Origin of the sequence: Sphingomonas japonica (genome assembly GCF_006346325.1) — a bacterium.
Classification (GTDB): Bacteria; Pseudomonadota; Alphaproteobacteria; order Sphingomonadales; family Sphingomonadaceae; genus Sphingomonas; species Sphingomonas japonica.
Window position 1 is genome coordinate 11,718 of the sequence record NZ_VDYR01000001.1, and the last position, 20,177, is coordinate 31,894.

Below are 20,177 nucleotides of genomic sequence, written 5' to 3' on the forward strand. Positions count from 1 at the left end.
TTGCATCGCGGCGGTCAAACGGGTTGCGCCGTGGCGGCAACCGCCTAATCCGGGCCGCATGACCACGGCCGCCCACGACCGGATCGCCGCGATCGTCCGCGCGGCTCGAGGCGCGAGATTGGCAACAAGATGACCAAGATCGACCGCAATTTCGGACTGTTGTTTCTGGTGATGCTGGCGATCGCGGCGGGCAATACCGCGCTGCAATCGGTGCTGCCCGCGCTTGGCCGCTCGCTCGGCCTGGCCGACAGCGCGGTGGCGGCGGCGTTTTCGGTATCGGCATTGCTGTGGGTGATCGCCGCGCCCTATTGGGCCAATCGAGCAGACCGGTTCGGGCGGCGATCGATGGTGGTGCTGGGCATGGCCGGGTTCGTGACGTCGCTGCTGCTGTGCGGCGCGTTCCTTGCGGCCGGCATCAACGGCTGGGTGTCGCCGGCGGCGGCATTCGTCCTCTTCGTGCTGGCGCGGATGATTTATGGCAGCCTGGGCGCTGCTGCGCCGCCCGCGGTGCAGGCGATGGTCGCGGGCAGCACGACGCGCGCCGAACGGACCAAGGCGCTGGCGCTGCTCGGCTCCGCCTTCGGCCTCGGCACGATCCTGGGCCCGGCGGTCGCGCCCTATCTGGTGCTCGGCGGGATCGGGGCGGTCGAGATCGGATTGTCCGGCCCGGCATTCGTGTTCGCGGGGCTCGGCGCGGTGATCCTGGTCGCGGTGCTGCGCTGGCTGCCCGACGACCGCCAGGTGGAGGGGAGGGGCGCCGCCGCCAGCTATCCGTCGATCGGCGGGCAGGCATCGGGCGCCAGCGTCACCGCCGCGACCGGCGAGCGCACCGAGCCGATCGGCTATCTCGACCGGCGCATCCGGTTGTGGGTGATCGTCGGGCTGGTGATGGGGCATGCCCAAGCGATGACCGGCCAGGCGATCGGGTTCCTCGTCATCGACCGGCTCGACCTGGCGCCCGCAGACGCGTTGCAGCCGACCGGCATCGTGCTGATGATCGGCGCGGGGGCGGCGCTGCTCGTGCAATGGGGATTCATCCCGCTGCTCGACCTCAAGCCGCGGGCGCTGGTGCTGGTCGGCATGGTGCTTGCCGCGCTGGGATGCGTTGCCACCGGCAGCGCGACGTCGCTCTATGGCATCGCGATGGGATTCGCGCTGGCGTGCCTCGGCTTCGGCTTCGTGCGCCCAGGCTTCACTGCCGGCGCTTCGCTTGCCGTCGGGCCGCATGCGCAGGGTTCGGTCGCGGGCAAGATCACTTCGGTCAACGGCGCCGCATTCGTGCTCGGCCCGTCGATCGGTGTCGGGCTGTACGAGGTGTGGCGGCCGCTTCCCTATCTGGTCGCGGCCGCCGCGCTCGCGCTATTGTTCGTGTATGCGCTGATCAGTCTGAACCTTTCGGACCGCGCCCCTGCACCATCCCCGGAGCGATGAAGCCGATCGGCTGCATCGACATCGCATCCTGCTTGAGCTTGGCGGAGATGGCACGATACTCCTCCTCCATCTCCGGCGTCACCGATGCACGCGATTCCTTGAGCGCCGCGGTGAAGTGGGCCATCGTCACGCGGACGTTGTCGCGGCTCTCGCGCAATGCGGTCAGGCCGGCGCGGCGAACGACGTCCTCCAGATCGGCACCGGTGAAGCGTTCGGTGCGGTCGGCGACGACGCCCAGATCGACATCGTCGGCCAGTGGCATCTTCCCGGTCTGGATCTTGAGGATGCGGGCGCGCCCTTCCGCGCTCGGAACCCCGACATAGATCAGTTCGTCGAACCGGCCCGGCCGCATCAGCGCGGGATCGATAAGGTTAGGGCGATTGGTCGCGCCGATCACCACCACCGACTGTAGCTCCTCCAGCCCGTCCATTTCCGCCAGGATGGTGTTGACGACACGCTCGGTGACCTGCGGCTCGCCCATGCCGCCGCCGCGTGCCGGCACCAGCGAATCGAGTTCGTCGATGAACACCACGCACGGCGCGACCTGGCGGGCGCGCGCAAACAGCCGGGCGATTTGCTGTTCGCTCTCGCCGTACCATTTCGACAATAGGTCGCTCGACTTGGTGGCGATAAAGTTTGCCTGCGCCTCGCGCGCGACCGCTTTGGCCAGCAGCGTCTTGCCGGTGCCGGGCGGGCCATAGAGCAGGAAGCCCTTGGCAGGGCGGATGCCGAGCCGGCGAAAGGCCAGCGGCTCCTTCATCGGCAGTTCGACGCCTTCCTTCAACCGCATCTGAGCGTCGTCGAGCCCGCCGATATCCTCCCAGCGAACGGTCGGCGTCTGGACCATGACTTCGCGCATCGCCGACGGCTGGACGCGCTTGATGGCCTCGACGAAATCGCTGCGCAGCACCGATAGGGTGTCGAGCACCTCGGGTGGGATGGTCTGTTCGGACAGGTTCAGCCGCGGCATGATCCGCCGCACCGCCTCGATCGCCGCCTCGCGCGTCAGCGCCGCGAGATCGGCGCCGACAAAGCCATAGGTGGTGCGCGCCAGTTCGCCCAGGTCGACATCCTCGGCCAGCGGCATGCCGCGGGTGTGGATGCCGAGAATCTCGCGCCGCCCGCGCTCGTCGGGGACACCGACGATGATCTCGCGGTCGAACCGGCCGGGACGCCTGAGCGCCTCGTCGAGTGCTTCGGGACGGTTGGTCGCCGCGATCACCACCAGATTGGCGCGCGCCTCCAACCCGTCCATCAGCGTCAGCAGCTGCGCGACGAGACGCTTTTCGGCCTCGCCCTGGACCCGGTCGCGCTTGGGCGCGATCGAGTCGATCTCATCGATGAAGACGATCGACGGCGCGTTGGCGGACGCTTCCTCGAACACCTCGCGCAGGCGCTTTTCCGACTCGCCATAGGCCGATCCCATGATCTCGGGACCGTTGATCAGGAAGAATTCGGCGTCAGATTCGTTGGCGACGGCGCGCGCCAGCCGCGTCTTGCCGGTTCCGGGCGGCCCGTGCAGCAAAACGCCCTTGGGCGGATCGACGCCCAGCCGCTGGAACAGCTCGGGATAGCGCAGCGGCAATTCGACCATTTCGCGCAACTGGTCGATCGTCGACGCCATCCCGCCGATATCGTCATAGGTGACGTCGGCGCGGCGCGCTTCCTTGGGCTCCTGATAATCGGCGCGCAGGTCGATCTCGGTCTCGGCATCGATATGGACGATACCTTTCGGCACGGTGGCGATCACCGCCAACCGGATTTCCTGCAAGGCATAGGCGGGCGCGCGCAGATGCTGCGTGACCATCGGCGGCATGTCGGACACCCGCTGCTGCCCCACCGTCGAAACGGTATCGCCCTGGCACAGCGGACGGCCAAGAAAGGTGCGCTTGAGCGCGTTGGCCGATCCCTGAAGGCGCAGGTTCTGCGACGCTGGCGCGAACACGACCCGGGTGGCGGGCTTTGATTCGACCTTGCGCACCTCGACGAAATCGCCCGATCCGACACCGGCGTTGGCGCGCTGCAATCCGTCGATGCGGATGATCTCGAGCCCCTCGTCCTCTGCATAGGGAAGCACCGCGCGCGCCGGGGTGGTACGCTTGCCGACGATCTCGACGACGTCCCCCTCGGCCAGCGCCAGGCTCGCCATCCACGCCCGCGGCAGATGCGCGATGCCGCGACCGCTGTCCTCCGGCCGCGAATTGGCGACCTGCAGTTTGCGGACCCGGGTGTCGTCGTCGGCCATCATGCGCTCCTTCGCCGGCGAGTGCCGGCCGGTATTGGAGCGGGTGAGATAGGGCCGAGGTTCCCCGATGACGAGGGGGCGCCCGGGATCGTCGGAGCATGGGCAAAAAAAAGGCCGGTCCCGAAGGACCGACCGTGAAAGTTTTAGGAGAGGATGCCTGAAAGGCCCGCTATAAGTGCGGGTGAAGCTGAATTTGTGCAAGTGCGAAATGAACGTTCGCGATTGCAAAAAATGCATGCAGATATCGCTACCAATGGCTGGTCGCGGGCGCATTAACCGGTTTCACGGGTCGACAATCATGACGCAGTGCAGCATCGTTGGATAATGCGCCGGCTTCCGCCCCTCACTGCGATCGAAGCGTTCGTCCAGGTGGCCAGGCTGGGCTCGGTCAAGGCCGCTGCCGAGGATCTCGCTTTGTCGTCCCCCGCGCTCAGCCGCCGTGTCCAGGCGCTCGAACGGTTCATCGGCAAACCGTTGTTCGAGCGTCGCCACCAGGCGATCCTGCTCAACGCCGATGGCGAGCGGCTGCTGGCGATGATCGCGCCCGCGCTCGACACGCTGTCCGACGCGGTGGAGGCGATGACCAGCGGCGAGGAAGTGCTGCGGCTGCGGCTGGGCGTGCTGCCGCTGTTCGCGTCGCAGCGGCTGATGCCCCGGCTCGGCGAGCTGAAGCGCCAGCATCCCGAATTGCATCTCGACGTCGATACCGCGGCGCATGCGATCACGCGCGTCGGCGACGGGCTCGATGCGGCGATCGTGCTGGCCAGCCATGTCGATGCGGCGCTGTACGCGCGAAGGCTGGATCGCAACCGGGTCTATGTGATCGGTGCGAGAACGCTGCTCGACGGCGACGACGCCATCGCCGATCCGCGCGATCTGGCGCGCCTGACTGCGCTGGTGCACCGTGACATGCCCGAAACCGTCACCGAATGGCAGCGATCGGCGGGGATACCCGAGGTCGAGCCGCTCGCGATCGACCATTTCGATTCGGGCCAGCTGATGCTCGAGGCGGCGGCGCAGGGGCTGGGCGTGGCGTTCATGCTCGAATCGCATTTCGCCGATGCACACGATCCGCGGCTGGCGCGCATCTTCGATCTCAGCGTGCCGAGCGATTACAGCTACTGGTTCGTGTGCCGGCCGCGCGCCTTGGCGACGCGGCCGGTAAAGCTGTTCCACGACTGGCTGATCACCGCGCTCGGCGCGCAGGACGTCTGACCGCCCGGCGCGCCGACGCAGGGTCAGGGCGCGGTGCGCGCCTTGACGATCTTGCCCGGCTCGCGCGGCGGCTCGCCCTTGGGCAGCGCATCGACGTGCTCCATCCCGTCGGTCACTTCGCCCCATACGGTATATTGCCCGTCGAGGAAGGTCGCATCGTCGAGGCAGATAAAGAACTGGCTGTTGGCGGTGTTCGGGCTCATCGTCCGGGCCATCGAGCAGACGCCGCGGACGTGGGGCTCGCGGCTGAATTCGGCCTTGAGATCGGGCAGCTTGGACCCGCCGGTGCCTTTGCCGGAAGGATCGCCGCCCTGCGCCATGAACCCGTCGATCACCCGGTGGAACACCACACCGTCATAGAAACCTTCGTCGGCGAGCGTCGCGATGCGCTCGACATGGCCGGGGGCAAGATCGCCGCGCAGCTTGATCGTGACGTCGCCGCCATCGAGCGTGAGGATGAGCGTGCTGGGCAATTCTGACATGGATGGGTTCACTCCGCGACCTGGGATGGTTGGTTTTCGTTTGCGCGCCGCCCTAGTCCGATGGAAACGCACATGCAACGACATGGATCACAGCTTAGCCCGTTCCGATCGCGCGACGGCGCGATTGTCGCGGCGATTCGGGCACGCTACAGCGGCGGCAGGTGAGCGCGGAAAAGCAGGAGGTCGCCCCCGTGAGCGAGACCGAATTTTCTGCCGCGCCTCCGCTGCCCGATACCGGGCTGGACGAGGATGATCGGCTCAAGCCCGAATTCGTCCGCGCCGTTCTCGATCTGGTCGAGGCGGGCGACGAGGCCGGCGCGCGCGAGAAGGTCGAACCGCTCCATCCCGCCGACATCGCCGACCTGATCGAGATCGTCCCCGCCGAGCAGCGCCGTGCGCTCGCCTCCGCCATTGCCGAGCTGATCGACGGCGACGTGTTCGCCGAGATGAACGACTGGGTGCGCGACGAGCTGATCGACGCGCTGACCGCCACCCAGGTCGCGGACCTCACCGCCGATCTCGACACCGACGATGCGGTCGCGATCATCGAGGACATGGACGAGGACGAGCAGCGCGCCGTGCTGCGCGCGCTCGATCCCGACGACCGTGCCGCGATCGAGGAGGCGCTGAGCTATCCCGAGGAGTCGGCCGGCCGCCTGATGCAGCGCGAGCTGATCGCGGTGCCCGAGCATTGGAGCGTCGGCGACGTGCTCGACTATCTGCGCGCCGACGATCAGCTGACCACTGATTTCTGGGAAATCTTCGTCGTCGATCCGGCGCATCATCCGATCGGCACCTGTAACCTCTCGTGGATACTGCGCACCCCGCGCAGCGTAGCCATCGCCGACGTGATGAAGCGCGAACAGACCCTGATCCCGGTCGACATGGATCAGGAGGAAGTGGCGCTGCGCTTCCAGAAATACGCGCTGATCTCCGCTGCCGTGATCGACGGCAGCGGGCGGCTGGTGGGGATGATCACCGTCGACGACATCGTCCACATCATCCAGGAAGAAGCCGGCGAGGATGCGCTGCTGTTGTCGGGTGCAGGCGATGGCGACATCAACGAGCCGGTGCGTGACACCTATTATGCGCGCGTACGCTGGCTGATCGCCAATCTGTTCACCGCGCTGGTGGCGGCGACGATCATCACCCAGTTCCAGGACACGCTGGCGCAGATGATCGTCCTCGCCGCGCTGATGCCGATCGTGGCCGGCGTCGGCGGCAATGCCGGGACGCAGACGCTGGCGGTGACGGTGCGCGCGCTGGCCACCAATCAGCTGACGCCCGCCAACACCTTGTGGGCGGTGCGCCGCGAACTGGCGATCGCGATACTCAACGGGGCTACGGTCGCCATCGTGATCGGAATCGCGGTGGGGCTGTTCTTCGCCAATCCGCTGCTCGGCGTCGTGATAGGATCGGCGATGCTCGGCAACATCGTCATCGCCGGGCTGGCGGGCGTGCTGGTGCCGCTCACCCTCGAGCGCTGCAACGCGGATCCGGCGATCTCGTCCTCGATCTTCGTGACGATGGTCACCGATTCGATGGGGTTCCTGGTCTTTCTGGGACTGGCGACGGTCAGCGGCCTGGTGGGTTGATCGCGAGCCGAGCCGACGCCAGATCGGCGCCGTGCCGCTTCATCTCACCAAGGTCGCATTCGGCGCCAACAGCGTCGAGGACATCCAGCGCTGGTTCGATGCGCGGCTCGAACGCGGCCCACTGACGCTCACCACCCGTTATCTGCCCAAGCGCCATGCCGAGGTGCTCGACGGCGGTTCGCTCTACTGGATCTTCAAGCATCAGCTGGTCGGGCGCTCGCCGGTCCTGCGCTTCGGAGAGGCAGACGGAGGCCGCGTCGCGATCGAGCTGGAGCCACGGCTGGTCCTGGTGCAGGCGCGGCCGAAGCGGGCGCATCAGGGCTGGCGATATCTGGAGGCGAACGACGCTCCGATCGATCTGGGGCAAGGCGCGGCAGGCGTCGCGGACATGCCGACCGCGATGGTCGGCAAATTGGCGGAGTTGGGACTGCTTTAGCGCGCGCCTGCACGGATTTCCCGGCGCCGATGCGATTACCGTGCCAGGGTCGGGAAGCCCGCTCGAAACGCCGCAACCTTGGGCTTGTCCCAGCGCACGATATAGGGATGCGCCGGGTTCTTCCGGAAGAAATCCTGATGATAGGGTTCGGCGGGAAAGAACTGGCCGCTCTCGATCCGGGTCACCAGCGGCTTGCCGCCCCACGCCTTTGTCGCGCCGAGCTGCGTGATGTAACGCGCGGCCACCGTGCGTTGCTGGGGCGATTGCGGGAAGATCGCCGAGCGATAGCTTGGCCCGCTGTCCGGCCCCTGGCGGTTCAGTTGCGTCGGATCGTGGGCGACCGAGAAATAGACGCGCAGCAAGGTCCCGTAGCTGACTTGCGCCGGGTCATAGACGATGCGGATCGCCTCGGCATGCTTGGTCGTCTCGGTGCTGACGGTCGCATAATCGGCCGTCTCGCGGCTGCCTCCGGCATATCCGGCCACTACCTGGCGCACGCCCTTCACATTCTCGAACACCGCTTCCATGCCCCAGAAGCAGCCGCCGGCGAACACCGCGACGGCGTTGCCTTTTTCGGCGGGGACATCTAGCTTCGGGGCAGGAATGCGCACCGCGCGCTCGGCATGGCCGGCGCCAGGGATGGCGACGAGGCCGATGGCTGCGACGGCGGCGGCGGCGGTGGCGATCAGCGGCTTGAGCATAAGTCTCTCCGATAGGAAGTGCCGCGCCAGGCGACGTACTTCCGGTTTATCCGAGATACGTTCAAAGCGCGCTTTCGGTTACTGCCCAGGACGTCTGGGCGGACATCGCCGGGCGACTCTCCGCGTCGGCGGTCTGCACCGCGACGAGGCCGATCGCGCCAAGCACGAAGCCGCTGAGAAAATAGCGAGTGAAGCCGCTGCGCAAAATGCCACGCATGAGATCTGTCCTGTTGAGTTCGTCGTTATCAGTCTGCGCTGCTCGACCGGCATTCCTAAACGATGGCGTTCAGATAGTGCCCGATTTCGAACTTGCAAGCCCTGTATAGCGACGTCCCCTTAACGAACGCTGGATGCGCCGTCTGTGCTCCGTTCAGAAACGGATCGTTGCGAGGCGTATCCGATGCCGTAGCGTCAGCGTAGCGCCGCACACGCCGCCTGGATGCGCGCACACGCCTCGGTCAGCAGCGCTTCCGATGTCGCATAGCTGATCCGCATCGCCGGCGAGAGCCCGAACGCCGCCCCATGCACCGCGGCGACGCGCGCGTCGTCGAGCAGATAGCCGATCATCGCCTCGTCGCTGTCGATCACGGCACCCTTTGGCGTCGTCTTGCCGATCAGCCCGGCGAATTCGGGATAGACGTAGAACGCTCCCTCCGGTGTCGGGCAAGTCATGCCGTCGATCGCGTTCAGCATCCCGACGACCAGATCGCGGCGCTGCTGGAATGCGGCGTTGCGTTGCTGGAGGAACAACTGGTCGCCGGTCAGCGCGGCCGTCGCCGCCGCCTGCGCGATCGAACACGGGTTGGAGGTCGATTGCGATTGCAGCTTGGCCATTGCTTTGATCAGCTGCGCCGCCCCCCCGGCATAGCCGATCCGCCACCCGGTCATCGCATAGGCCTTCGAACAGCCATTGACCGTCAGCGTGCGCTCATAGAGCGCTGGGCAGACCTGCGCGATGGTCGCGAATTCGAACCCGTCATAGACGATGTGCTCGTACATGTCGTCGGCCAGGACCCAGACCTGCGGATGACGTTCGAGCACCTCTCCCAGCGCCGCCAACTCGCTGCGGCTATATCCGGCCCCCGTAGGATTCGACGGCGAATTGAGGACGACCCATTTCGTGCGTCCCGTGATCGCCGCGTCCAGCTGTGCCGGCGTGATCTTGTAGCCCTGATCGGCTCCCGCGGCGACGAATACCGGCGTGCCGCCTGCAAATGCCACGATGTCGGGATAGCTGACCCAATATGGCGCGGGCACGATCACCTCGTCGCCGGGGTCGATCGTCGCCACCAGCGCGTTGAACAGCGTGTGCTTGCCGCCGACGTTCACGCTGATCTGGTCGGCCGCGTAGGTCAGGCCATTGTCGCGCGCGAACTTGGCGGCGATCGCGGCCTTCAATTCGGGCGTGCCGTCGACATTGGTGTACTTGGTCTTGCCTGCGCGGATCGCCTCGATCGCGGCATCTTTGACGAAATCGGGCGTATCGAAATCGGGTTCGCCCGCGCCAAGGCCGATCACGTCCACGCCTTGCCGCTTCAGCTCGAGGACGCGCGACGTCATCGCCAGCGTGGCAGAGGGCTGGATTCGGCCTAGCGCGGCAGACGTCTTCATTGCGGCACACCCCTGATGGAAAGCGGCGGCGCTTTAGCGGTCGTCCGGTGTCGTCGCAAGCCGCGCGCGCAACAATCCGCGCAGCGAGTTGCCGATCCAGAAATCTTGTTGCAAATCGGCGATGACCAAGTCGCGCTCGGTTGCGCGCCCGCTGGCGAGGAGCTCGCCGCGCAGGATGCCCGGCAACAGCCCGCGCGACAGCGGCGGGGTCGCCAATCTACCGTCGCGCTCGACGAACAGCGAGGTGAAGCTGCCTTCGGTCAGGAATCCGTCCGGATCGACATAGACCACCTCGAAGCATCCCGATGCGGCGCGGCTGGCGTCGTAGAAACGGCGGTCGCTGGTTTTGTGGCGGAGGCGGAAATCAGCGGACGCGACCGGCAGCGGCGCGATCGCCACCGCGACCGGCTCATCGGGCGGGGCGGGCAGGGGGGCAATCTCGATCGCGATCGCGCCGCTCGGACTGCCGGCAAGACGTACCTTCGCCGGCGCGCGCAGGCGAAAGGTCGCCGCCTGGAGCTCGTTGCGCACTGCATGCCGATCGAATGCGAAGCCGAAGCGCTCGGCGCTGGCGCGCATCCGCTCGAGATGTGCATCGAGCCGGGCAATCCCCTCGACCGGATCGAACGCCATCGTCTCGATCAGGTCGAACGCGCGTCCGCCGCTTTTCAGAAACGCAGCCTTGGTCAGGCATTCCTCCCATTCTGCAGGGCCGTTCGAATCGGCGACGATGCCCGAGCCCAGCCCCAGCGTGGCATAGCCATCGTCCCCGCGCACGGTCAGCGTGCGGATAGCGACGTTGAACTGGGCGCCGCCATCGGGATCGATGCGCCCGATCGACCCGGTGTAGATGCCGCGATCCGAGCCCTCGATCTCGGCGATGGTCTGGCACGCCCGCAGCTTGGGCGCGCCGGTGATCGACCCACACGGAAACAGCGCGGCGAGGACGTCGATCGCATCCTTTCCCGGCGCCAGGGTCGCGGTGACGGTCGAGACCATCTGCTGCACGGTCGGATAGGCCTCGATCGCGAACAGGTCGGGCACCGCCACGCTGCCGGGAATCGCCACGCGCGCGAGGTCGTTGCGCATCAGATCGACGATCATCAGGTTCTCGGCGCGCTGCTTTGGATCCTGGCGCAGCGCCTCGCGCGCCGCCGCATCCTCGCGCGGATCGGCAAGGCGCGGAGCGGTACCCTTCATCGGCTTGCAGGTCAGCTCGCCCGCTTCGAGCGCGAAGAACAATTCGGGCGACAGCGACAAGTAGCGGTCTTGCCCGGTATCGACATAGGCGCCCCAGCCTGCCTTCGACGCCGCGCGCAGCCGCGCGTATAGGGCGAACGGATCGCCCTCGAACTGCACCCTCGCCTGGAAGGTCAGATTGGTCTGGTACAGATCGCCCGCACGGATCAGTTCCTGGATCGCGGCCAGCTTTTGCAGATACGCGCTGCGCGCAATGCTCGGGTCGAGCGGACCGAGCCAGGCGCCGGCCGGGTCGGGCAGGTCGGCGGGATCGAAGACGTCGTAGCGCTCGAACAATCCGAACCAGAGCAGCGGATCGCCAGGACGCTGCGGCGCCGTTGCCTCGAACGCGCCGCCCGCGGAATAGGCAAGGAAACCGGCCGCGTGCAGCCCGGCGCGACCGGCCGCGCGGATGCGATCGAGCGCAGGCAAGATATCGCCGACCAAGCGCGCCTCGATCACCTCGACCGGATCGTGGTACAGCCGCGCCGCCGCGTCGCCGTCGCGCGCGTCGTCGAGCAGGACGAAAGGGGCGGTCGGGCGCATCGCCCGCGTGATGCAACCCCGCGCCTTGCTCGGCAAGCCCTGCGTTGCCCCAGGCGGCGTGCGCGACTAGCTAGCGGGAATGACCGATCATTCGCTCCGCGCCGCCGTCATCCCCGTCACCCCGCTCCAGCAGAACTGTACGCTGCTGTGGTGCACGCGCACGATGCGCGGCGCGTTCGTCGATCCCGGCGGCGATCTGCCCAAACTTAAGGCCGCGGCGCAGCAGGCCGGCGTGACCATCGAGAAGATCATCCTGACCCACGGCCATATCGACCATTGCGGCGAGGCCAAGCCGCTTGCGGAGCATTACGGCGTGCCCATCGAAGGTCCGCACGAAGCCGACCGCTTCTGGATCGCCCGGCTCGATGAGGACGGCCGCAAATGGGGCTTGAACGGCGTGCCGTTCGAGCCGGAGCGCTGGCTGGTCGAGGGCGACACCGTCTCGGTCGGCGACGTGACGCTCGACGTCTACGAGACCCCGGGCCACACGCCGGGGCACGTCGTGTTCCACCACGCGGCATCGAAGCTGGCGATCGTCGGCGACGTGCTGTTCGCCGGGTCGGTGGGGCGCACCGACTTTCCCCTAAGCGATCCGCAGGCGTTGATCGAATCCGTAGTGACCAAGCTGTGGCCCATGGGCGACGACACGGTGTTCCTGCCGGGTCACGGCGCGCACAGCACCTTTGCACAGGAACGGGCGAGCAATCCGTTCGTGGCGGACCGGGTGCTGGCACAGGCGTGACCGGCTAGCCCGCTCCGACGGCCGCAGGCGCTTCCATCTCGATCATGGCGGGCGGCGGCATGTGCGATACCGCGATCGCGTATATGCCCAGTCCCCCGGTTATCGTCAGTGTCGCGATCGTGCCGAACTGCCGCGCCTTCATCGCGCCGTCCATGCCGAACGCATGCGCGACGCGGCCAATCAGATAGACGATCCCGGTAAGGCCCAGCCACAAGGAAGTGCCGTGTGTCAGTTCGATCCCGCCCATCAGGATCAGCACGATCGGCGTATATTCCGCGAAGTTGAGGTGCGCCCGCATCCGCGCCGCGAGTGCCGGATTGCCGCCGTCGCCGATGCTGATCTTGTCGCGCAGCCGCACGCGAACGATGCGGGCGCCGAGCCAAAGGTTGAGCAGCGCCGCGAGCCCGGCGGTAGCCAGCGTCACCGGCAGCATGATCCCAGTCATCGAATAACCCCCTTCGAATTCCGTCCGCTCACGCGATCGGTTGCGGACCGAAACCGATCCTGCCACGCTGGTCTCCTGCTTGCAACGCAAGGCAAAATCGCTATAGGCACCCGCTCGCTTCGTGACCTGCCATTCCGCCGGTCCGGCCAGCGGCCGGGGGTCGGCGCTTGTCGGATGGACGGACGTAGCGTATCGCGACCCTGATATCCGCGTGTTGCCACGTATTTGAACGAAAAGAAGGTGTGCCGAAATGGCCGTTCCAAAAAGAAAGACGTCGCCATCCAAGCGCGGCATGCGTCGTTCGCACGATTCGCTCAAGGTCGAGTCGTTCCAGGAGTGCTCGAACTGCGGCGAGCTCAAGCGTCCGCATATCCTGTGCGGAGCCTGCGGCCATTATAACGGCCGCGAAGTCGTCTCGCTCGAGGGCTGAACCCGCACTTTTCCCTTGAGGACGCGCAGGACATGGCTTCCAGCACGGTAATCGCCGTCGATGCGATGGGCGGCGATGAAGGGCTGTCGGTCATGCTCGAGGGGGTGGCGCGCGCGCGCCGCCGCTTCGACGAGATGCGTTTCATCCTGGTCGGGGACGAGGCGGCGATTCGTGACGGGCTCAAGACCCATCCCAACCTCACCGCCGCATCGGAAATCGTCCATGCCGCGGGCGTGGTCGCATCGGATGACAAGCCCAGCCAAGCAATCCGGCGCGCGCGCACCACGTCGATGGGCGTCGCGATCGAACAGGTGAAGCAGGGCCGGGCCGGGGCGTGCGTGTCGTCGGGAAACACCGGCGCGCTGATGGCGATGGCCAAACTGTCGCTGCGCACGATGCCGGGCATCGACCGCCCCGCACTGGCCGCGCTGATGCCCTCGCTCGGCGAGACCGATACGGTGATGCTCGATCTCGGCGCCAATACCGAGTGCGACACGCGCAACCTCGTCCAGTTCGCGGTGATGGGTGCTGCCTATGCGCGCACCGCGCTCGATCTCGACCGCCCGCGCGTGGCGCTGCTCAACATCGGCACCGAGGATCAGAAGGGCACCGACAGCATCCGCGACGCCGCTGCGCAGCTGCGCGCCGCATCGCATCTGCCGCTGTCGTTCGAGGGCTTCATCGAAGGCGACCGACTGTCGCGCGGCGTGATCGACGTGATCGTCTGCGATGGCTTTTCCGGCAATATCGCGCTCAAGACTGCCGAGGGTACCGCGCGCTTCGTCGCCGACCTGCTGAAGCGGGCGTTCAGCAGCTCGATCCGCTCGAAGCTCGGCTTCCTGATCTCGCTGCCGGCGACGCGGTTGCTGCGCGATCATCTCGATCCCAACAACCACAATGGTGCGGTATTTCTCGGGCTCAACGGACTCGTGCTCAAGAGCCACGGCAAGGCGAACGCGCTCGGGGTCGAGAATGCGATCGCGGTCGCGGCCAAGGCGGTGCGCGACGATCTGTCGCGGCGCATCGCCGAGGATCTGAGTAATTTCGAGGCCAAGGCAGCGTGACCCGTCGCTCGGTCTTTCTCGGAACCGGTTCGGCGCTTCCGGCCAAGCGCGTGTCGAACGCGGAACTCGCCGAGCGCGTCGATACATCGGATGAATGGATCACCGAGCGCACCGGCATCCGCTTTCGCCACATCGCCGACGACAGCGAGACGACGGCGAGCCTCGCCACCGATGCCGCGCGCCGCGCTCTGGAATCAGCCGGGATCGAGGCGGCACAGATCGACCTGATCGTGCTCGCGACCGCTACTCCCGACCAGACCTTTCCTGCCAGCGCTACGAAGGTGCAGGCGGCGCTCGGCATCGACGACTGCGTCGCGTTCGACGTCGGCGCGGTATGCTCGGGCTTTCTCTACGCGCTGCAGGTCGCCGATGCGATGCTGACGAGCGGTGCCGCCAATCGTGCGATCGTGATCGGCGCCGAGACCTTCAGCCGCATTCTCGACTGGGAAGACCGCGCCACCTGCGTCCTGTTCGGCGATGGCGCGGGCGCGGTCGTGCTCGAAGCGGAGGAGACCGACGGGCGCGGCATCCTCGCCACCCGGCTCCACGCCGACGGACGCCATAACCAGCTCCTCTATGTCGATGGCGGTCCGTCGACCACCGGCACCGTCGGCAAGGTGCGGATGCGCGGGCGCGAGGTGTTCCGCCACGCCGTCGTCAACCTCGCCAGCGTCATGACCGAGGGGCTCGCCGCCGCCGGCCTGACCGCGGCCGATGTCGACTGGGTGGTGCCGCACCAGGCCAATGCCCGCATCCTCGACGCGACCGCGCGCAAACTCGGGCTCGCTCCCGAAAAGGTAGTCGTCACCGTCGATATCCATGCCAACACCTCTGCCGCTTCGGTACCGCTCGCGCTCGACGTGGCGGTGCGCGACGGGCGCATCAAGCGCGGCGATCTCGTCGTGCTGGAAGCCATGGGCGGCGGCTTCACCTGGGGCGCGTCGATCGTGCGCTTCTGATCGGAAGCGGTTCCAATTGCGCCAGCCATCCAGTGTGATACACTGGGTTTTTAACCCAAGGGAGCATCGGAACATGACGTCGGGGGGTACACTGACCAGGGCGGATCTGGCCGACGCGCTGCAGCGCGATGTCGGGCTGTCGCGCGCGGATTCGTCGCGCATGGTCGAACAGATTCTCGAACATATGTGCGAGGCGCTGTCCAAGGGCGAGAACGTCAAGATTTCCGGCTTCGGCAGTTTCATCCTGCGCGACAAGGGCGAGCGCATCGGACGCAATCCCAAGACCGGCGTCGAGGTGCCGATCGCGCCCCGCCGCGTGCTCACCTTCCGCGCGAGCCAGATGATGCGCGATCGCATCGTCAATCCGGCCTGAGACCCGGTATGGCCGGTCCCGACAAATCGGCGACGGCGTTCCGGACGATCGGCGAACTGGCGGACGAACTGGGCCTGCCGCAGCATCGACTGCGCTATTGGGAGACCCGCTTCCCACAGCTGCGCCCGCTCCAGCGCGGCGGGCAGCGGCGCTACTACCGGGTCGAGGACGTCGCGTTGGTCCGCCGCATCGACCGCCTGCTCAATCAGGATGGCTACACCATCCAGGGCGTCCAGAAACTGCTGGCCAGCGAGCGGCGGCGGGCGCCGAAATTGGTGAAGCCCGATGGCCTTCGCGCGCTGCGCGACATGCTGGCGCGCGCGCTGGCGGCAGATGGCGGCGGCGCCTGACGCGGTTCAATCGTCGTCGGGACCCAGCGCCGGGTCGAGATCGCGCGGCCGTACGAACCGCTCCAGCGTTGCCCGCCCGCTTGTAATCTGCGCCCAGTCGTCGATCGGCAGCGCCATCTCGGCGATCGCTGCGGTCGGGTATTTCTCCTCGACCGCTTCCCGCAGGGGTCCGCCCGGCGGCACCAGATCGAACACCAGGTCTTCCAGCCCGGGATTGTGCCCCACCATCAGCACGCGCTTCGCATCCTCAGGTGCCTCGCGCAGCACGTCGATCAAGGTCGCCGACGACGCCAGATAGATGCGCCGGTCCCACGTCGGAACGAATTTGGTGCCGAACCCCTGATAGAAATGCTCGAGCGTTTCGGTCACGCGGACGGCCGGCGACGCCACGACATGGTCGAACCCGACGCCTGCCTCGCGCAGATGCCGTCCGATCGTCGCTGCCGCCTTTTGCCCGCGGGCATTGAGCGGTCGGTCGAAATCGCGAAGCACGGGATCGGTCCAGGCCGACTTGGCATGGCGCAGCAGCGTCAGCGTTCGCATGGGGTCTCCCGTCAGGCCGTCTCCTGCGCGGCGCCATGCCCGATGGCGGCGGGGATGGAAAGGGCACGTACGCGCTCGATCGCTTCGTCGAGCGTGACGCGCGATACGGTCACACCCGGCGGAAAGGCGGTCAGCAGCCGCGACGGCATCGCTGCCGACAGCAGCACGAAGGCGCCCTTGTCGTCGGCGCGCCGGATCAGCCGCCCGAATGCCTGCGCCAATCGTGCGCGGACGATGCGATCGTCATAATCCTTGCCACCGCCCGCGAGGCGCCGCGCCGCGTGCAGTACGCTCGGCTTGGGCCACGGCACGCCCTCCATCACCACCAGCCGCAGCGACCGGCCCGGCACGTCGACGCCGTCGCGCAGCGCGTCGGTGCCGATCAGCGACGCGCGCGGATCGTCGCGGAAGATATCGACCAGCGTGCCGGTGTCGATCGGATCGACATGCTGTGCGAGCAGCGGCAGCCCTTCGCGTGCCAGCCGGTCGGCAATCCGCGCGTGGACGCCGCGCAGCCTTCGGATCGCCGTGAACAGGCCCAGTGTTCCACCGTCCGCCGCGACGATCAGGCGACCATAGGCATTGGCGAGCGCGGGCAGGTCGCCGCGCTTGACGTCGGTGACGATCAGCACTTCGCTGTGGTTGGCATAATCGAACGGACTCGCCGCTTCGAACTCGCTCGGCGCGCGGATCAGGTGGCTGGCCCCGCTACGCGCGCGCGCGACGTCCCAGTCGCCGCCGCTCTTGAGCGTGGCCGAGGTGACGACGACGCCGTGCGCGCTTTTGAGCACCGTATCGGCGAAGGGTCGGGTCGGGTCGATCCAGTGGCGATGCAGCCCGATGTCGTATTCGCGCCCCTCGATGCGATCGACCGCCAGCCAATCGACGAAATCGGCGTCGGCGGGGCCGCCGATCCGCGCGATCAGCGCCAGCCACGCGCCGACCGTATCGGCACGCCACGAAAGCGAGGCGATCGCGCCTTCGATCCGCGCACGCGCCGGGCCGTCCATCCAGTCGGGCGCATCGGTCAGTACCGCCTCGAGCCGCCGCCCCAGCGCGACCAGCGGCCGCAGCACCGCGTCGATCGAGGCTCCCGCCGGCCCCGCCGCTTCGACCAGCGCGCCGTCGGGCTCGGCCAATTCGGTTTCCAGGCCATATCCCGCATCTCCCGCGCCCTTGGTGTCGCGTGCGTACACCAACCCGCGCACGGCGCCGAGCAGCGCCTCGACCGGCCCGAACGGATCGCCCTCGGCGACGCGTTGCAACCATCCGTCCGACGGCAGTGCCCGTGCCGCATCGATCGCCTGCTCGATGGCGGCGGCACCCTGCTCGTCATAGCTCGCCACGTCGGACAGCCGGGCCGCCAGCCCGCGCCGCCGTCCGCGCCCGCCGCCTTCGGGACCGACGATCCAGCGCCGGATCTCGATCGCCTCCTGTCCGGTCAGCGCCACCGAGAACATCGCATCGGCTGCGTCGAACAAGTGGTGCCCCTCGTCGAACACGTACCGCGTGGGGCGCGTCGTCGCCTCGCGCCCGCGCGCGGCATTGACCATCACCAATGCGTGGTTGGCGATGACGATGTCGGCAGCCGCGCTCGCCCGCGCCGCGCGCTCGATGAAGCATTTTCGGTAATGCGGGCATCCGGCATAGATGCACTCGCCGCGCCGGTCGGTCAGAGCGGTCGATCCGTTGCGCCGGAATAGCGTCGGCAGCCAGCCGGGTAGGTCGCCGCCGACCATGTCCCCGTCGGCGGTATAGGCCGCCCAGCGCGCCACCAGTTGCGCCAGGATCGCAGCGCGCCCGGCAAAGCCGCCCTGCAGCGCGTCTTCGAGATTGAGCAGGCACGCGTAATTCTCGCGTCCCTTGCGCGTCACCACCCGCGCCTTGCGTATTGCGGCATCGGGGAACAGCCGTTCGCTTTCATGTGCCAGTTGCCGCTGCAGCGCCTTGGTATAGGTCGATACCCAGACCGCGCCGTCGGCCTTTTCCGCCCATAGCGATGCTGGCGCGAGATAGCCCAATGTCTTGCCGATTCCGGTCCCCGCTTCTGCCAGCACCATGTTCGGCATGTCGCGCACGTCGCGCGGCACGAAGGCGTGCGTGGCGGCGGCGGCGAACGCCCGTTGACCGTCGCGGGTTTCGGCACCCTTGCCGGTAAGGGTTTTCAGCCGCTGCTGCACGTCGCCAGGGTCAAGGCCGATCGTGCGCGGTGCGGGTCGGGGCGCCTGTTCATCCCATTCGGGCAGCATCGAATACAACCAGCGTTCGGGCTTTTCGGGTCTGGCGATGGCTTGCGTCACGATCGGCGCCCAGGACCAGCGCGCCCGGGCGAGCGATTGCGCGGCGTGCCACGCGCCTTCGCGCTCGGGCCAGTCGCGCTCGGCCGCGCCGAGCAGCGCCGCGGCGGCTTCACTCAGGAACGCCGCGACCGCATCGTCGCCGTCGGGCAGCGTCAGCCCGGTCGCAGCGGCCAGCCCCTTGGGAGTCGGCACCATGAAGCGCGCGGGAAACAGGAAGGCGAACAGCTCGAGGATGTCGAGCCCGGACAGTTCGGGATGGCCCAGCCGCTGCCCGACCAGCGGCGCGTTGAGCAGGATCAGCGGCGTGTCGGCGGCGATGCGGATCGCCTCGCCGCGCCCGATCGGACGCGTCCTTCCGCCTTCGGCGATCCACACGCCGCCATGGCTGGCGTGGAGGGCGGGGTAGGGAAGCGCCGTCATCTCTCCGGCTGTAGCGCGGACGGAACGAAAGCGAAACAGCTCAGCGCAGCAGCGCGTCGGCAAGCTGCTGGCGCAGCGCCGCCAGCGCCTCGGGCGTGCGCGTGCCCAGCACGCCGCGGGCGCTTTCGGGGACGTGCGCCATCGGGTCCCCGTCGGTCCGGAAGATATAATGGTCGAACAGCAGCTTCCAGGCCGCGCGCTCGTCGTCGGGAAGCTCGTGGATGGTCAGCGCTGCGTGCAGCAGCGACTGCATCGGCGTCATCGTCCGCGCCGGGCCGTCGCGCCACCAGTAGTTGACCATCGCTCCGACCGGGTCGAGGCCCTGCACGCCGTGCCACCACAGGCTGGGAAGATAGAGCGCATCGCCGGGTTCGAGCTCGGCGACTTCGGCGGCGTCCAGCGCGTCGGCAAAGCGCGGGAAGCGATCGAGGTCGGGCGCGTCCAGCTCGACCATGCTGGTCGGCTGTCCGGCCAGCGTGCGGTCGATCGGCCCGACATAGAGGTTGGCAAGCTGTGCGGTCGGAAACAGCGTGAACCGTCGCCGCCCGGCGACGACGCACGCTAGGTTCTGCGGCAGGTCCCAGTGGATCGCAGTGCGCGCGCGGTTGCCGAGCCATAGCGATACCAGCATGTGGCGATCGGCATCGAGCAGTGGCATCGGGTTGTTCACGGCGAAATCAGGGGCATGGCGGCGCAGCGGCAGAGCGCCGGCATATACCGACCACGGCTCGGCAACGTCGCGCTGACGCAGGATCAGGTCGAGCAGCTGCGCGATGGTCGCCCGCTTGCGATCGTGGTTGAACCCGGCAAAATCGTCGGTGAAACCGAACCGGCCCCGGATTTGGGGTGCGCCGAACCAGGCTTCGCCCGGGACATCGGTCGCCGCATTGCGCAGATAGTCGGCCAGCGCATCGGACGATTGCCGTGCGGCGCGCACTGCCGGCCAATCCGCGACCAGCCCGCGCAGCACCGCCGGGCGATGCCGCGGCACGATATCGCGTTCGAACGCGGTGCGATCGACATCGCGATATTCGGCAACCGGCGTCATCG

General features: G+C 67.4%; 20 protein-coding genes. 10 read left to right on the top strand and 10 right to left on the bottom strand.

Going from position 1 to position 20,177, the window contains the following annotated elements; translation table 11 throughout:
• Positions 1–129 precede the first annotated feature (129 nt).
• A complete protein-coding gene (locus FHY50_RS00070; protein WP_140046339.1) occupies positions 130–1,431 on the top strand; it encodes an MFS transporter in 1,302 nt (433 codons plus the stop codon).
• Here FHY50_RS00070 and FHY50_RS00075 read toward each other — a convergent pair.
• The gene (locus FHY50_RS00075; RefSeq protein ID WP_140046340.1) at positions 1,382–3,676 is read right to left on the bottom strand and encodes a CDC48 family AAA ATPase; all 2,295 of its coding nucleotides are present in this window, start codon (positions 3,674–3,676) and stop codon (positions 1,382–1,384) included. The genes FHY50_RS00070 and FHY50_RS00075 overlap by 50 nt on opposite strands.
• A 324-nt stretch (positions 3,677–4,000) precedes the next feature.
• Here FHY50_RS00075 and FHY50_RS00080 point away from each other — a divergent pair, with 324 nt between their 5' ends.
• Entirely contained in the window at positions 4,001–4,891 is an 891-nt protein-coding gene (locus FHY50_RS00080; RefSeq protein WP_140046341.1) for a LysR substrate-binding domain-containing protein, read from the top strand.
• Positions 4,892–4,914: 23 nt separating this feature from the next.
• On the opposite strand, the gene FHY50_RS00085 is transcribed toward FHY50_RS00080, so the two are convergent.
• Positions 4,915–5,373, bottom strand: a complete 459-nt coding sequence (locus tag FHY50_RS00085) for a peptidylprolyl isomerase (protein WP_140046342.1) — start codon at positions 5,371–5,373, stop codon at positions 4,915–4,917.
• Positions 5,374–5,564: 191 nt separating this feature from the next.
• Here FHY50_RS00085 and mgtE point away from each other — a divergent pair, with 191 nt between their 5' ends.
• Both mgtE and FHY50_RS00095 read left to right on the top strand, forming a co-directional pair.
• Positions 5,565–6,968 carry a magnesium transporter gene (gene mgtE, locus FHY50_RS00090; protein ID WP_140046343.1) on the top strand — a complete coding sequence of 468 codons (1,404 nt, stop codon included), beginning with the start codon at positions 5,565–5,567 and terminating at the stop codon, positions 6,966–6,968.
• Between the two features lie 31 nt (positions 6,969–6,999).
• A complete protein-coding gene (locus FHY50_RS00095) occupies positions 7,000–7,404 on the top strand; it encodes a DUF1489 family protein (RefSeq protein WP_140046344.1) in 405 nt (134 codons plus the stop codon).
• A 35-nt stretch (positions 7,405–7,439) separates the two neighbouring features.
• On the opposite strand, the gene msrA is transcribed toward FHY50_RS00095, so the two are convergent.
• The 4 genes from msrA to pabB form a co-directional block, all read right to left on the bottom strand.
• Entirely contained in the window at positions 7,440–8,105 is a 666-nt protein-coding gene (gene msrA / locus FHY50_RS00100; protein ID WP_140046345.1) for a peptide-methionine (S)-S-oxide reductase MsrA, read from the bottom strand.
• 61 nt (positions 8,106–8,166) lie between these two features.
• Positions 8,167–8,322: a hypothetical protein gene (locus tag FHY50_RS14100; protein ID WP_166745459.1), complete on the bottom strand. Its 156-nt coding sequence runs from the start codon at positions 8,320–8,322 to the stop codon at positions 8,167–8,169.
• 194 nt (positions 8,323–8,516) lie between these two features.
• Positions 8,517–9,716, bottom strand: a complete 1,200-nt coding sequence (locus FHY50_RS00105) for a pyridoxal phosphate-dependent aminotransferase (RefSeq protein WP_140046346.1) — start codon at positions 9,714–9,716, stop codon at positions 8,517–8,519.
• A 33-nt stretch (positions 9,717–9,749) separates the two neighbouring features.
• Positions 9,750–11,501: an aminodeoxychorismate synthase component I gene (pabB, locus tag FHY50_RS00110; protein WP_140046347.1), complete on the bottom strand. Its 1,752-nt coding sequence runs from the start codon at positions 11,499–11,501 to the stop codon at positions 9,750–9,752.
• 79 nt (positions 11,502–11,580) lie between these two features.
• Between pabB and FHY50_RS00115 the strand changes: the two genes are divergently transcribed.
• Entirely contained in the window at positions 11,581–12,243 is a 663-nt protein-coding gene (locus tag FHY50_RS00115; protein ID WP_140046348.1) for an MBL fold metallo-hydrolase, read from the top strand.
• 4 nt (positions 12,244–12,247) lie between these two features.
• Here FHY50_RS00115 and FHY50_RS00120 read toward each other — a convergent pair whose 3' ends face one another.
• A complete protein-coding gene (locus FHY50_RS00120) occupies positions 12,248–12,688 on the bottom strand; it encodes an MAPEG family protein (protein ID WP_166745460.1) in 441 nt (146 codons plus the stop codon).
• Positions 12,689–12,938: 250 nt separating this feature from the next.
• Between FHY50_RS00120 and rpmF the strand changes: the two genes are divergently transcribed.
• The 5 genes from rpmF (at position 12,939) to FHY50_RS00145 (ending at position 15,864) form a co-directional block, all read left to right on the top strand.
• Positions 12,939–13,118, top strand: coding sequence for a 50S ribosomal protein L32 (rpmF, locus tag FHY50_RS00125; RefSeq protein ID WP_140046349.1), 180 nt, complete (start codon positions 12,939–12,941; stop codon positions 13,116–13,118).
• 32 nt (positions 13,119–13,150) lie between these two features.
• Positions 13,151–14,182 carry a phosphate acyltransferase PlsX gene (gene plsX, locus FHY50_RS00130; RefSeq protein WP_140046350.1) on the top strand — a complete coding sequence of 344 codons (1,032 nt, stop codon included), beginning with the start codon at positions 13,151–13,153 and terminating at the stop codon, positions 14,180–14,182.
• The gene (locus tag FHY50_RS00135) at positions 14,179–15,141 is read left to right on the top strand and encodes a beta-ketoacyl-ACP synthase III (protein ID WP_140046351.1); all 963 of its coding nucleotides are present in this window, start codon (positions 14,179–14,181) and stop codon (positions 15,139–15,141) included. The genes plsX and FHY50_RS00135 overlap by 4 nt, the downstream gene beginning before the upstream one ends.
• 73 nt (positions 15,142–15,214) lie before the next feature.
• Complete coding sequence (locus FHY50_RS00140; protein ID WP_140046352.1) at positions 15,215–15,514, top strand: integration host factor subunit alpha; 300 nt, start codon at positions 15,215–15,217, stop codon at positions 15,512–15,514.
• An 8-nt stretch (positions 15,515–15,522) separates the two neighbouring features.
• Positions 15,523–15,864 carry a MerR family transcriptional regulator gene (locus tag FHY50_RS00145; RefSeq protein ID WP_140046353.1) on the top strand — a complete coding sequence of 114 codons (342 nt, stop codon included), beginning with the start codon at positions 15,523–15,525 and terminating at the stop codon, positions 15,862–15,864.
• Positions 15,865–15,870: 6 nt separating this feature from the next.
• Here FHY50_RS00145 and FHY50_RS00150 read toward each other — a convergent pair whose 3' ends face one another.
• Genes FHY50_RS00150 through FHY50_RS00160 form a run of 3 tightly spaced genes read right to left on the bottom strand, consistent with a single transcriptional unit; the run spans position 15,871 to position 20,175 of the window.
• Complete coding sequence (locus tag FHY50_RS00150; RefSeq protein ID WP_140046354.1) at positions 15,871–16,407, bottom strand: SixA phosphatase family protein; 537 nt, start codon at positions 16,405–16,407, stop codon at positions 15,871–15,873.
• A gap of 11 nt (positions 16,408–16,418) precedes the next feature.
• Entirely contained in the window at positions 16,419–19,127 is a 2,709-nt protein-coding gene (locus tag FHY50_RS00155; RefSeq protein WP_140046355.1) for an ATP-dependent DNA helicase, read from the bottom strand.
• 40 nt (positions 19,128–19,167) lie between these two features.
• Positions 19,168–20,175 carry a cupin-like domain-containing protein gene (locus FHY50_RS00160; RefSeq protein WP_140046356.1) on the bottom strand — a complete coding sequence of 336 codons (1,008 nt, stop codon included), beginning with the start codon at positions 20,173–20,175 and terminating at the stop codon, positions 19,168–19,170.
• Between the last annotated feature and the right edge of the window lie 2 nt (positions 20,176–20,177).